At 42.6% G+C, this 12,771-nt stretch carries 12 protein-coding genes and 1 riboswitch; of the genes, 5 read left to right on the top strand and 7 right to left on the bottom strand.

All coding sequences use genetic code 11. The annotated features are described in order from the left end of the window. Position 1 precedes the first annotated feature (1 nt). The 7 genes from ruvX to uvrA form a co-directional block, all read right to left on the bottom strand. A complete protein-coding gene (gene ruvX, locus B7717_RS04470) occupies positions 2-421 on the bottom strand; it encodes a Holliday junction resolvase RuvX (RefSeq protein WP_049477385.1) in 420 nt (139 codons plus the stop codon). 3 nt (positions 422-424) lie between these two features. Next, a complete protein-coding gene (locus B7717_RS04465; protein ID WP_000507059.1) occupies positions 425-691 on the bottom strand; it encodes an IreB family regulatory phosphoprotein in 267 nt (88 codons plus the stop codon). Between the two features lie 86 nt (positions 692-777). After that, complete coding sequence (locus tag B7717_RS04460) at positions 778-1,347, bottom strand: SP0191 family lipoprotein (RefSeq protein ID WP_084944290.1); 570 nt, start codon at positions 1,345-1,347, stop codon at positions 778-780. Between the two features lie 66 nt (positions 1,348-1,413). After that, positions 1,414-1,812 (bottom strand): transcriptional regulator Spx, encoded by a 399-nt coding sequence (spx, locus tag B7717_RS04455; RefSeq protein ID WP_000591165.1) that lies wholly within the window; start codon positions 1,810-1,812, stop codon positions 1,414-1,416. A 135-nt stretch (positions 1,813-1,947) separates the two neighbouring features. Further along, on the bottom strand, positions 1,948-4,608 hold the full coding sequence (gene mgtA / locus B7717_RS04450; RefSeq protein ID WP_084944289.1) for a magnesium-translocating P-type ATPase: 2,661 nt from the start codon (positions 4,606-4,608) through the stop codon (positions 1,948-1,950). Positions 4,609-4,803: 195 nt separating this feature from the next. Continuing rightward, a riboswitch (M-box (ykoK) riboswitch) is annotated at positions 4,804-4,955 on the bottom strand. 55 nt (positions 4,956-5,010) lie between these two features. Then, positions 5,011-6,072, bottom strand: coding sequence for a M24 family metallopeptidase (locus tag B7717_RS04445; RefSeq protein ID WP_084944288.1), 1,062 nt, complete (start codon positions 6,070-6,072; stop codon positions 5,011-5,013). Next, entirely contained in the window at positions 6,065-8,896 is a 2,832-nt protein-coding gene (gene uvrA, locus B7717_RS04440; RefSeq protein ID WP_084944287.1) for an excinuclease ABC subunit UvrA, read from the bottom strand. The genes B7717_RS04445 and uvrA overlap by 8 nt, the downstream gene beginning before the upstream one ends. Positions 8,897-9,038: 142 nt before the next feature. Between uvrA and B7717_RS04435 the strand changes: the two genes are divergently transcribed. The 5 genes from B7717_RS04435 (at position 9,039) to B7717_RS04410 (ending at position 12,727) form a co-directional block, all read left to right on the top strand. After that, positions 9,039-9,983: a magnesium transporter CorA family protein gene (locus B7717_RS04435; protein WP_084944286.1), complete on the top strand. Its 945-nt coding sequence runs from the start codon at positions 9,039-9,041 to the stop codon at positions 9,981-9,983. Between the two features lie 11 nt (positions 9,984-9,994). Beyond that, positions 9,995-10,672 carry a DUF1129 domain-containing protein gene (locus B7717_RS04430; protein ID WP_084944285.1) on the top strand — a complete coding sequence of 226 codons (678 nt, stop codon included), beginning with the start codon at positions 9,995-9,997 and terminating at the stop codon, positions 10,670-10,672. Positions 10,673-10,687: 15 nt separating this feature from the next. Then, positions 10,688-11,035 carry a TfoX/Sxy family protein gene (locus B7717_RS04425; RefSeq protein WP_000331825.1) on the top strand — a complete coding sequence of 116 codons (348 nt, stop codon included), beginning with the start codon at positions 10,688-10,690 and terminating at the stop codon, positions 11,033-11,035. Positions 11,036-11,355: 320 nt separating this feature from the next. After that, on the top strand, positions 11,356-12,390 hold the full coding sequence (locus tag B7717_RS04415; protein ID WP_084877287.1) for a S66 family peptidase: 1,035 nt from the start codon (positions 11,356-11,358) through the stop codon (positions 12,388-12,390). Between the two features lie 73 nt (positions 12,391-12,463). Next, positions 12,464-12,727: a SemiSWEET family transporter gene (locus B7717_RS04410; protein ID WP_000166112.1), complete on the top strand. Its 264-nt coding sequence runs from the start codon at positions 12,464-12,466 to the stop codon at positions 12,725-12,727. Positions 12,728-12,771 lie beyond the last annotated feature (44 nt).

Genomic DNA, 12,771 nt, shown 5'->3' with positions numbered 1-12,771 from the left:
CTTAAAATTTTCTATCTAAATAATTTTGCAAAATCAGCTGAGCAGCCAACTTATCAATAACTTTTTTGCGTTTGTTACGGCTGATATCTGCTTGTTCAATCAACATACGCTCCGCAGCGACAGTCGTCAAACGCTCATCCTGATAGTCTACTGGTAAACCAAAAAGTTCCTCTAATTTTGCTCCGTAGGCTTGACTAGCTTCTACCCGTGGCCCACTGGTATTGTTCATGTTTTTAGGTAGACCTACTACAAAGCGTTCCACCTTATAGTTGTCAACCAATTCCTTGATACGGTCAAAACCAAACTGGCCCTGATCCTCATTAATCTGGATGATTTCAAGTCCCTGAGCGGTGAAGCCTAGTGGATCGCTAATAGCCACCCCTACTGTTTTTGAACCAACGTCCAATCCCATAATTCTCATAGATTATAGATCGACTCCTTGTCCCTTAAGGTAGTAGCGTACCAATTCTTCAACAATTTCATCACGCTCATACTTACGGATTTGATTTCGTGCATTGTTGTAACGAGGAACGTAGGCAGGGTCTCCACTCAATACATAACCGACGATCTGGTTAATCGGATTGTAGCCCTTGTCATTCAAAGAAGCATAAACATCTGTCAATGTTTCGCTAATTTCTTTCTTATTGGAATCATCCAATTTAAACCGTACAGTTTCTTCAGTAAATCCCATTCTAACACCCTCTTTCCTTAGAATAGTACTATTATAGCACATTCCCTGACGTTCTACAAATAAGTCAGTCTATTAATTTGGATTTTCTATTGTTCTGTCGCCCCATTTGCCACTCTATCTGCAATATATTGGCTAGGTTCGTTTTTTAAGAGATTTTCAAGACCGATATTTTTTAAATATTCTAGCTGAGATGCCTTTTTGACATCCAATACTTGAAAATCATAAGTCGTTGTCGTCTGGATTTCTGTCTCGCTGAGTAGCTTGGTTTCCAGTGTAAATCCTGCTAGTTTGCGTGCCTCTTGGATGGTCTCATCCTTTTCTTCCGCTTCTAGAAGCGCTTTTTGCGTCTCCTCTAGACCATTTTCAGAGATAAAGGTCTTGAGTTCATCCCCGACAGGTCGTTTTTGCTGGATGGTCAAGGTCAAAAACTGATTGCCTTTATAGGTAATGGTCTGAATCTGCTGCGTTCCATTTTCTGACTTCGGCATCAACAGGGTCTTAGTGACAACTGTATTCTTTTCGGCATTGTCCAAAACGGGAAGGTTTGATTGGATGGGTTCAGATGCTGTTGTTGAAGCAGCAGGAGTTTCCTTTTTTTGCCCACATCCCGCAAGCAAAAAGAGGAGAGCAAAACTAGCAATTAGTAACTTTTTCATAATTCCTCACATGATTTTAAAACAAAAGAGCAAACAAGGCCAGGAGTCACTCCCAGCCTTGATGTTTTATAGAGCTGCACGTAGACGTGCTTCTGCATTTTCTACATTACGGACAGAGCGTGGCAAGAAGGCACGGATATCATCTTCTTTATAGCCGACTTGTAGGCGCTTCTCGTCAACGAGAATCGGACTCTTTAAGATCCGTGGTGTTTCCATGATTAAGTTGAGCACTTCATTGACACTCAAATCCTCGATGTCAACTCCAAGTGCCTTAGCGTAGCGGTTTTTTGACGAAACGATACTGGCAATTCCATTATCTGTTTTCGTGAGAATATCTAATAACTCTTCTCTTGTAATTCCTTCTTTACCGAGATTTTGTTCTTTATAACTTAACTGGTGGGCATTGAGCCAGGTTTTCGCTTTTTTACAGCTAGTACAACTTGAGACTGTATAAATTTTGATCATGTACCTACCCCTTTCGCTACATGTTACTATCAGTTTAGTCTATTATACCATAAAAAACATCCGACTTGCGACCTATTTTTAAAAAAAAATTAACTTTTTTCGCGATTTTCGTACTTTTTTCTTGACAAAATCAATTTATAACCAACTTTTAAATTTTTTGATATACAATCGTTTTACAACTGTAACACTTATCATATAGAGAACGATAATCAAAAGCAAAAAGAGGAAATAAATTGGTTCCAAAGGGGTTAAATGAAGCAGGCTAGCAATTGAAGAGTAGGGAAGGAAGGTCACAAAACTAGCTGCTAGCAAGGTTGTCCCAAGAACAAACCATGATGGACGACTTTGTAAGAAAGGAAGTTTTGCTGAACGGAGCATATGGATAACCATGGTTTGGGACCACATGGATTCAATGAACCAACCTGTCTGGAACAAAATAATAAAGCCCGTTGCAGACTCTGCTCCGTGAGCATAGGCTTGACCTGTCGCCATTGGGACAATGACAAAATAGAGTAAGATAAAGGTCAAAATATCAAAGGCAGAAGAAATCGGACCCATCCAAATCATAAAGCGAGTAATAGACTTAGCCTCCCACTTATGAGGATGTTTCAAAAAGTCTTCATCCACATTATCAAATGGCAAGGCAATGCAAGAAAGGTCGTAGACGAGGTTCAACACAATCAAGTGAATCGGAGCCATAGGAAGGAAAGGTAAAAAGATACCAGACACTAGCAGAGAGAAAATGTTCCCGAAATTAGAGCTGACCGACATCTTGATATATTTGGTCATATTAGCATAGACTTTGCGTCCTTCAACCAGCCCTTTTTCAAGCACCATCAAATCCTTATCTAACAAAATGACATCAGCCGTTTCTTTGGCAATATCTACTGCTGTATCAACAGAAATCCCCACATCTGCCACTTTCATAGAAGGGGCATCATTGATCCCATCTCCCATATAGCCGACACAATGTCCATTCGATTTGATTTGTAAAATGATTCGTGCTTTTTGATCCGGAGAGAGTTTGGCAAAGACAGTCACTTTCTCAACTGCTTGGGCCAATTCTTCGTCCGTCATAGCGTCAATATCAGAACCCAACAAGATTTGATCAACGTCTAAACCAACTTTTTCGCATACTGCTTGGGTTACCTTCTCATTGTCTCCCGTCAAGATCTTTGTTTGAACACCGTGTTCTAACAAAGCTTGGATAGCAGGTGCTGCTGATGGTTTTGGTGGATCTAGAAAGGCAAGATATCCGGTTAGAATCATCTCTTTTTCATCTTCAACGGAGTAAGCAAAACCTTCTTTTAGGCCTGTTTTATAGGCGACTCCCAAGACTCGCAATCCCTGTTGATTAAGTTGATCTACTTCTTTTAAGATTTCCACTCGGATATCATCCGTCAGAGGGCTAATCTGACCTTGATATTCCACATGGGTTGAAATCGCAAGCATTTCCTCTAGGGCACCCTTGGTTACCAAACTAACAACTTCGTTCTCATCCTTGACGATGACACTCATCCGTCTGCGTTCAAAATCAAAGGGTAATTCATCTATTTTTTGGAAGCTAGTATCCAAATTTTGTAGAATAGCGTGTTCTTTAGCTTCTTTTTCAGTTCTACTGATAATGGCACGGTCCATCAAGTTCTTCAAACCGGTTTGAAAATAGGAATTGAGATAAGCCCGTCTCAACACAGACAAATCCAAATCTCCATGTATATCCAAAGGATATTCCAGGACAATTTCGTCTTGGGTAAGGGTTCCGGTTTTATCCGTGCATAGGATATCAATAGCACCTAAATCTTGTATGGCATTGAGTTTCTTGATAACCACTTTTTCCTTGGCCATGATAATGGAGCCTTTTGCTAGACTGGCCGTGATGATCATAGGAAGCATCTCAGGTGTCAATCCAACACCAACACTCAGTGCAAACACACCTGCTTCCAGCCAGTCGCCATCTGTCAAGCCATTGGAGAGAAAGACGATGGGAACCATGACTAACATCAAACGGATTAAGAGCCAAGAGATGCTGTTCATCTCCCGTTCAAAAGAGGTCGGTTCGTCATAGGTATTGAGAGTCTGCTCGATTTCTCCCATCATGGTGTCATCACCGACCGCTAGAATCAAAGCCTTAGCGCTTCCTGATATCACATTGGTTCCCATAAAAGCGAGCGCTTCTGCTTCTAGCAGACTATCAAAATTTGACTGACTCATTTTTGACAAGGCTAGTTTTTCAACCGAGTCACTTTCACCTGTCAAACCAGACTGTTGAACAAAGAAATCACGTGATTCAGTCAAAAGGAGGTCTGCTGGAATCATATCCCCAGCACTTAATTTGACTATATCTCCAACGACCAAATCTTCAATTGCGACCTCAAAACTCTGGCCTTCGCGGATAACTGTGGCTGTATTCACAATCATTTTTGATAGATTGGTCGCAGCCTTGTCACTCCGCAGTTCTTGGACAAAGCGTATGCCACCAGAGATTAGAACGAGAACGACGATGATGATAGAGGTCGTCGGATCTTCTTGTCCAGGCTTCGCCAACCAGACATTGGTCACCATGGAAATCATAGCGATGACCAGCAGGATGATTGTAAATGGATTGATAATAGATTCGTAAATCTTTTTGAGGATACTGTCTTCTTGACCCTTGGTGATGGTGTTTTCGCCATATAGGTCACGATTTTTCTCCACCTGCTCCTCAGTCAAGCCTGTTAGACTTGTCTTATAAAAAGATAGAGTTTCTTTTAAAGGTGTATGAATAGCTGTTGCTAATCTTTCTTTTGTAGTTTTCATTGGTTTCTCCTATCTGTATGAATGATATGTTTCATACACAGAGACCAATCACTTTATAAGGGCAGAACGACACAAATCAGCGATTGGCTGTGTATGTGCGGTTCTGGATGATCGTCAATTTGCATCGTTTGTCTCCTTTCCTTGTTCTAAAACAGTAGAAAATCCCACCATAAAATGGCAGGATTAAAAAACTAATTATCTGTTTTTTCGTTCAAGCTTTAACTCCATAGGGCAATGTAATGAGCTTAGTCTTGGCCTTCGCGACCAGAACTGTTGACCAACGAGTAGTGTCTCCACTGCTTTGCGGTAGTCATCCGTATCCCTATGGTAGCCTCACCTACCGTTTTCGTCTATCAGTATAAACCTTTAAAATATAAAAGTCAACGATTTATCATAATTTTCTTAAATAACAATTAATTCCTTCGGCGCTAGAGTCAACAATTCGCAACCGTTATCTGTAATTAAGATATCATCTTCAATACGAACGCCGTATTTACCTTCAATATAGATACCCGGTTCATCAGTCAAGACCATACCTGCTTGAATGCTCTCGGTAGAAGTTTGGCTAAAATAAGGTTCTTCGTGTATATCCAGTCCGATACCATGGCCAATACCGTGAGTAAAGTAGTCGCCATAGCCTGCCTCGATGATAATATCACGAGGGATTTTGTCAAAGTCACGGAAACCTAAGCCAGCCTTAGCTTGGTCAATCAGAGCTTGGTTGGCTTTCAGAACTGTATTGTAGATCTCTGCCTGCTCGTCACTGACATGACCTAGATAAATGGTCCGTGTCATGTCACTGACATAGTGGTCGTAGAGACAGCCGAAGTCCATGGTGATGGCTTCTCCCGCTTCAACTGGTTTGTGCATTGGATGGGCATGGGGCTTAGAAGAGTTGATACCACTGGCTAGAATGGTATCAAAAGACAAGCCAGATGCTCCCAGCTCACGCATTCGGAAATCAAGGAAGTTGGCAATTTCAATCTCAGTTCTTCCTGGTTTGATAAAGTCAAGTGCATCTCGGAAAGCTTGGTCTGAGATAGAACATGCCTTACGAATAGTCGCAATCTCCTTCTCATCCTTAATCATACGAAGCGTTTCAACAAACTGAGTCTGAGGAAGCAAGTCCAAACCTGCAAAAGCAGCCTGCATACGGTGGTAATAAGAAACCGAAACCTCGTCCTCAAAACCGACGCGAGACAAGCCCATATCCTTAACAATGCCTGCAATAACAGCCAATTCATCGCGGTCAGCCACAATCTCAAAACCTGTCACTTCTTGCTTAGCTGCAATGATATAGCGAGAGTCTGTCACCAAAACCTGACGGTCACGGCTGATAAAGACTGTTCCATTTGAACCCCAAAAACCAGTCAAATAATAGACATTTTTAAGGTTGTTGATGATGATCCCATCTAGTTCTTTTTCTTGCATTTTAGCTAAAAATGCTTGCACACGTTTATTCATTATCTAACTTTCCTTTCAAATAGTGTCCTGTGTAGCTGGCTTCATTGGCCGCTACTTCTTCGGGAGTTCCTGTTGCAATGATGGTTCCACCACCGACACCGCCCTCAGGTCCCAAGTCAATAATATGGTCTGCAGTCTTGATAACATCCAGATTGTGCTCGATGACGAGGACTGTATTGCCATCGTCGACAAAGCGAGCCAAGACCTTGAGCAGACGAGCGATGTCTTCGGTATGAAGTCCTGTCGTCGGCTCATCGAGAATGTAGAAAGATTTTCCTGTCGATCGTTTGTGGAGTTCACTAGCCAGCTTCATACGCTGGGCTTCTCCTCCTGAAAGGGTGGTAGCTGGTTGTCCTAAGGTTACATAGCCCAGCCCTACATCCTTGATAGTCTGGAGTTTGCGTTGAATTTTTGGAATGTGTTGGAAAAATTCCACCGCATCATTAACCGTCATATCCAAGACTTGCGAGATGTTCTTTTCCTTGTAGTGAACTTCTAGGGTTTCACTGTTGTAGCGAGTTCCATGGCAGACTTCACAAGCCACATAAACATCTGGCAAGAAGTGCATCTCAATCTTGATAATCCCGTCACCTGAGCAGGCTTCACAACGACCACCCTTGACGTTGAAACTGAAACGACCCTTCTTGTAGCCTCGAATCTTGGCCTCATTTGTCTGGGCAAAGAGGTCACGGATGTCGTCAAAAACTCCCGTATAGGTAGCAGGGTTGGACCTCGGCGTCCGTCCGATTGGACTCTGGTCAATATCAATCAGACGATCGACATGCTCAATCCCTGTGATGGTTTTGAATTTACCAGGCTTGTCTGAATTGCGGTTGAGCTTCTGGGCAATAGCTTTTTTGAGGATGCTGTTGATTAAGGTCGATTTCCCTGAACCTGACACACCTGTCACCGCAATGAATTTTCCTAATGGGAAGCGAGCAGTGATATTTTGCAAGTTGTTCTCACGCGCACCCGTCACCTCGATAAAACGACCATTTCCGGAACGACGCTCTTCAGGCACTGGAATCGCTCGTTTTCCTGATAAGTACTGGCCTGTGATAGACTTGCTGTTGCGAGCCACCTGTTTGGGCGTACCTGCAGCAACAATCTCCCCACCAAAAACACCAGCACCCGGACCAACGTCAATCAGATAATCCGCCTCACGCATGGTATCTTCATCGTGTTCCACCACGATGAGAGTATTGCCCAAGTCACGCATCTTCTTCAGACTGGCAATCAGGCGGTCATTATCCCTCTGGTGAAGACCAATGGACGGCTCATCCAGGATATAAAGGACACCTGATAGGTTGGACCCAATCTGGGTTGCCAAGCGAATACGCTGACTCTCCCCACCTGAAAGGGTTCCTGCCGAACGTGACAGAGTCAGATAGTTGAGGCCTACGTTATTGAGGAAGGTCAATCGATCCTTGATTTCCTTGAGAATGGGACGGGCGATGATGGCTTCATTTTCAGATAAGGTCAGCTGGCTCACTAATTCCAAATGGTCTGCGATAGACAGGTCTGAGATTTCACCGATATGTGGTCCTTGCTCCCCACCCACACGGACAGACAAGGCCTGGTCATTGAGACGATAGCCGTGGCAAGTTCCACAGGTTAGCTCATTCATGTAGAGACGCATCTGGGTACGGGTGTAGTCACTGTTAGTCTCATGGTAACGACGCTTGATATTACCAATTACTCCTTCAAAAGGAATGTCGATATCGCGCACACCGCCAAATTCATTTTCATAGTGGAAATGGAATTCCTTGCCATCAGACCCGTAGAGAATCAAGTTTTTATCTTCTTCTGACAAGTCCTCAAAAGGCTTATCCATATCCACTCCAAAGGCTGTCATGGCCTGCTCTAGCATATTTGGATAGTAGTTGGATGAGATAGGATTCCAAGGTGCCAAGGCTCCCTCACGCAAAGTTTTGCTGGTATCAGGAACCACCAAGTCAACATCCACCTCTAGCTTGATGCCCAAACCGTCACACTCACTACAAGATCCAAAAGGAGCATTGAAGGAGAAGAGTCGAGGCTCTAATTCTGGGACAGTAAAACCACAAACTGGACAGGCATAGTGCTCAGAAAAGAGCAACTCAGAATCGTCCATAGTGTCAATAATCACATAGCCTTCTGCGATACGAAGGGCAGCCTCAATGGAGTCAAAGAGACGGCTACGGATACCCTCCTTGATAACAATACGGTCAACTACGACATCAATATTGTGTTGCTTGCTCTTAGACAGCTCTGGCACTTCGGTAACATCATAGACTTCCCCATCCACACGGACACGGACATAGCCGTCTTTCTGAACCTTTTCAATGACACTCTTATGTTGCCCTTTTTTCTTACGAATGACAGGAGCTAAAATTTGCAGACGTTGGCGTTCTGGCAACACCAAAATCTTATCCACAATTTGCTCCACAGAAGAAGCCTTGATAGCCCCATGTCCATTGATACAGTAGGGTGTCCCTACACGTGCATAGAGAAGACGTAGATAATCGTTGATTTCCGTCGTTGTTCCAACCGTCGAACGAGGATTTTTACTGGTCGTTTTCTGGTCAATGGAAATGGCAGGGCTGAGACCATCGATAGAATCCACATCTGGCTTTTCCATATTGCCCAAGAACTGACGAGCATAGGCGGACAGACTTTCTACATAGCGGCGTTGCCCTTCTGCATAAAGGGTGTCAAAAGCAAGACTAGACTTACCAGAACCCGACAACCCCGTCACCACAACTAGTTTGTCACGTGGAATTTCCACATCAATATTTTTTAAATTATGGGCGCGTGCCCCATGGATGACAATCTTATCTTGCATATTACTTCTTTCTAGTTCATTGTTGCTTTCCATTATACCAAAAAAAGTGAAATTCTATTACCAAAAAAGCCGATTTTGTAGTATAATAGTACGGTGTCAAAAATCACTGCAACACGGAATAGATTAGGAAAGGATAGGAGATATGAAACAAGTCTTTCTCTCAACTACAACTGAATTTAAAGAGATCGATACGCTCCAGCCGGGCACTTGGATCAATCTCGTCAATCCTACCCAAAGCGAATCGATGGAAATCGCATCTGCTTTTGATATTGATATCGCCGATCTCCGTGCACCACTCGATGCGGAAGAAATGTCTCGTATTACCATTGAAGATGAATACACTCTGATCATCGTGGACGTTCCAATCACAGAGGAAAGAAATAACCGTACCTACTACGTGACTATCCCCTTGGGAATTATCATCACCGAAGAGGCTATTATTACCACTTGCTTGGAACCTCTCCCACTTCTAGATGTCTTTATCAATCGGAGACTTCGAAATTTCTATACCTTTATGCGTTCGCGCTTCATCTTCCAAATCCTCTACCGCAATGCGGAGATTTACCTAACCGCCCTCCGTTCGATTGAACGTAAGAGTGAGCAGATTGAGAGTCAACTTCACAAATCTACTCGAAACGAAGAACTGATCGAACTCATGGAGTTGGAAAAGACCATCGTCTACTTCAAGGCCTCTCTTAAAACAAACGAGCGCGTGATTAAAAAATTGACCAGCGCAACTAGCAATATCAAGAAATACCTCGAAGACGAAGACTTATTAGAAGATACCTTGATTGAAACGCAACAGGCCATCGAGATGGCGGACATCTATGGAAACGTCCTTCACTCTATGACAGAGACCTTCGCTTCTATCATTTCAAACAACCAGAACAATATCATGAAAACCTTGGCCCTCGTGACCATCGTTATGTCCATCCCGACCATGATTTTCTCAGCCTACGGAATGAACTTTAAGGATAATGAAATTCCTTTAAACGGAGAACCGCATGCTTTCTGGCTCATCGTCTTTATCGCCTTTGCTATGAGTGTTTCTCTCACTCTTTACCTCATCCATAAAAAATGGTTCTAACAGGAGTTACTATGTCACAGATTGATTTAAAAGAATTAACCAAGAAAAACCAAGAATTTATCCACATTGCAACCCAACAATTTCTAAAGGACGGAAAAACCGACGCTGAAATTAAGGCCATCCTTGAAGAAGTCATCCCTCACATCCTTGAAGAACAACCAAAAGGTGTGACTGCTCGTTCTATATACGGAGCACCAACTCACTGGGCTCACAGCTTCAGCGAAAAAGAGCAATACGAAAAAGAACATCCAAAGGAAAATGACGATCCAAAATTGATGATGTTGGATTCAGCCCTTTTTATCACCAGTCTCTTTGCATTGGTTAGCGCTCTAACTACCTTCTTCTCTACAGATCAGGCTATTGGCTATGGGTTGATTACCCTCTTGTTGGTTGGGCTTGTAGGAGGACTTGCCTTCTACTTGATGTACTACTTTGTCTACCAGTACTATGGACCAGACACAGACCGTAGCCAACGTCCTCCATTCTGGAAGTCAATCCTCGTTATCCTGGCTTCTATGGTCCTTTGGTTGGTTGTCTTCTTTGCAACAAGCTTCCTACCAGCAAACCTCAATCCAGTCCTTGCTCCATTGCCTTTGGCTATCCTGGGAGCTGCCCTTCTCGCCCTTCGCTTCTATCTCAAGAAACGTTTCAACATCCGAAGTGCAAGCGCGGGCCCATCACGTTATTAAGAAAAGTGAAAAGCTATGGCATATAGTCAATCCTTAGCTCAGCAGATTCGAAAAATTCTAGCACTTAAACTTCCTCCCCAAATTTTCGAAGAAGAGTTAGAAGAAAAGAAACTATTTGGTGGTCTTGCCTTTATGATTCGTGGGAAAATGGTCCTTACAGTCAGTTCCAGAAAGGACGAGCTGGTTATGGTGAGAATTGGCAAAGAAATGGAAAAGCAAGTTCTACCCCGAACAGGAGCTCATACCACATTGATGAGAGGGCGACCTTATCATGGCTATATAGACCTAGATATTGAAGGTCAAAAAGAACTGCCTTACTGGATTGATTTAGCCCTCTCCTATAATCAGGAGTTGACCAAGTAACTCATATCTAGTGAGATTAGAGATTAGAAAAACGAAAAGCAACTGCATAGGTAGTTGCTTTTTCACTTGCTTTCTTGAGATTCAATAGCACTTCTGAGTCTGATTCTTATAGTTTTCTCTCATCTTTTGTGATAAAATAGGCTCATACTCAATGAAAATCAAAGAGCAAACTAGGAAGCTAGCCGCAGGTTGCTCAAAGCACTGCTTTGAGGTTGTAGATAGAACTGACGAGGTCAGTAACATATATACGGCAAGGCAAAGCTGACGTGGTTTGAATTTGATTTTCGAAGAGTATCAATCTATTTCTAGGAGGACGAGATATAGTTTCTACTATTGGTATCGTTAGTTTGTCTAGTGGTGTTATCGGAGAGGATTTTGTCAAACACGAAGTCGATTTGGGTATTCAACGTCTCAAGGATTTGGGACTTAATTCTGTCTTCTTGCCCCATTCGCTAAAGGGTTTAGACTTTATCAAGGACCATCCGGAGGCACGTGCAGAAGATTTGATGCTGGCCTTTTCTGATGATAGCATCGACATGATCCTATGCGCCATCGGTGGAGATGATACCTATCGCTTGCTACCTTATCTTTTTGAAAATAACCAACTCCAAAAGGTTATTAAACCAAAGATTTTTCTTGGCTTCTCGGATACAACCATGAACCACCTTATGTTGCATAAACTAGGGATCAAGACTTTTTATGGGCAATCCTTTCTAGCAGACATTTGTGAATTGGACAAGGAGATGTTGCCCTATAGCCTCCACTACTTCAAAGAACTGATCGAGACAGGAAAAATCTCAGAAATCCGCCCTAGCGACCTTTGGTTCGAGGAACGGACTGACTTTAGTCCCAATGCTCTAGGAACAGCTCGTATCAGCCATGTAAATACAGGTTTTGACTTGTTGCAAGGAAATGCCCAGTTCGAGGGAGAAATCCTCGGTGGTTGCATCGAGTCTCTCTATGATATCTTTGACAATTCTCGATACGCAGATAGCACAGTTCTCTGCCAAAAGTACAAACTCTTCCCTGACTTATCCGATTGGAAAGGAAAAATCCTCTTGTTAGAAACAAGTGAAGAAAAACCTGAACCTGATGATTTCAAAAAAATGTTGCTGGCTTTGAAAGAAACTGGGGTATTTGAGGTCATCAGTGGACTCTTGGTCGGAAAGCCAATGGATGAAGCCTTCTATGACGACTATAAAGAGGCACTAATGAGCATCGTTGACAGCAATATCCCAATTGTCTATAATCTAAACGTTGGGCACGCCACACCAAGAGCCATTGTACCCTTTGGCGTCTATGCTTATGTGGATGCAAAAGAGCAAGTCATTCGCTTTGACTATAACAAAAAATAAACAATTTCTCCATTTTTATGCTTTTGTATTGATTTTCGCTAATTTCTATGATATCTTTTTGAAGGAGGTGTATATGACTAAACAAAAAATAAATCAAATTGTCGGTTCAATCGGGGCCTTTATCGGGATTATTGTATTTATCGCCTACATCCCACAAATTTTTGCCAATTTACAAGGCAACAAAGCTCAACCATTCCAGCCTTTATCCGCAGCAGTATCTTGTTTAATTTGGGTTATTTATGGATGGACAAAAGAACCTAAGAAGGATTGGATACTAATTATTCCAAACTCAGCTGGCGTTGTCTTAGGTGGACTGACATTTCTTACTGCACTATAAAAGTTACTAGCATATAATCAAAAAGCTGAGAGGAGATTCTCAGC

This window comes from Streptococcus oralis subsp. oralis (assembly GCF_002096495.1).
GTDB lineage: Bacteria > Bacillota > Bacilli > Lactobacillales > Streptococcaceae > Streptococcus > Streptococcus oralis_CU.
Note: the sequence above shows the minus strand (reverse complement) of the source record. Positions and strands in the feature narration are given on the sequence as shown.

Coding starts and splice junctions, on each gene's coding strand:
- uvrA (WP_084944287.1), bottom strand. CDS start 8,896: ATGCAAGATAAGATTGTCATCCATGGGGCACGCGCCCATAATTTAAAA.
- B7717_RS04410 (WP_000166112.1), top strand. CDS start 12,464: ATGACTAAACAAAAAATAAATCAAATTGTCGGTTCAATCGGGGCCTTT.
- ruvX (WP_049477385.1), bottom strand. CDS start 421: ATGAGAATTATGGGATTGGACGTTGGTTCAAAAACAGTAGGGGTGGCT.
- B7717_RS04425 (WP_000331825.1), top strand. CDS start 10,688: ATGGCATATAGTCAATCCTTAGCTCAGCAGATTCGAAAAATTCTAGCA.
- mgtA (WP_084944289.1), bottom strand. CDS start 4,608: ATGAAAACTACAAAAGAAAGATTAGCAACAGCTATTCATACACCTTTA.
- spx (WP_000591165.1), bottom strand. CDS start 1,812: ATGATCAAAATTTATACAGTCTCAAGTTGTACTAGCTGTAAAAAAGCG.
- B7717_RS04445 (WP_084944288.1), bottom strand. CDS start 6,072: ATGAATAAACGTGTGCAAGCATTTTTAGCTAAAATGCAAGAAAAAGAA.
- B7717_RS04430 (WP_084944285.1), top strand. CDS start 9,995: ATGTCACAGATTGATTTAAAAGAATTAACCAAGAAAAACCAAGAATTT.
- B7717_RS04435 (WP_084944286.1), top strand. CDS start 9,039: ATGAAACAAGTCTTTCTCTCAACTACAACTGAATTTAAAGAGATCGAT.
- B7717_RS04465 (WP_000507059.1), bottom strand. CDS start 691: ATGGGATTTACTGAAGAAACTGTACGGTTTAAATTGGATGATTCCAAT.
- B7717_RS04460 (WP_084944290.1), bottom strand. CDS start 1,347: ATGAAAAAGTTACTAATTGCTAGTTTTGCTCTCCTCTTTTTGCTTGCG.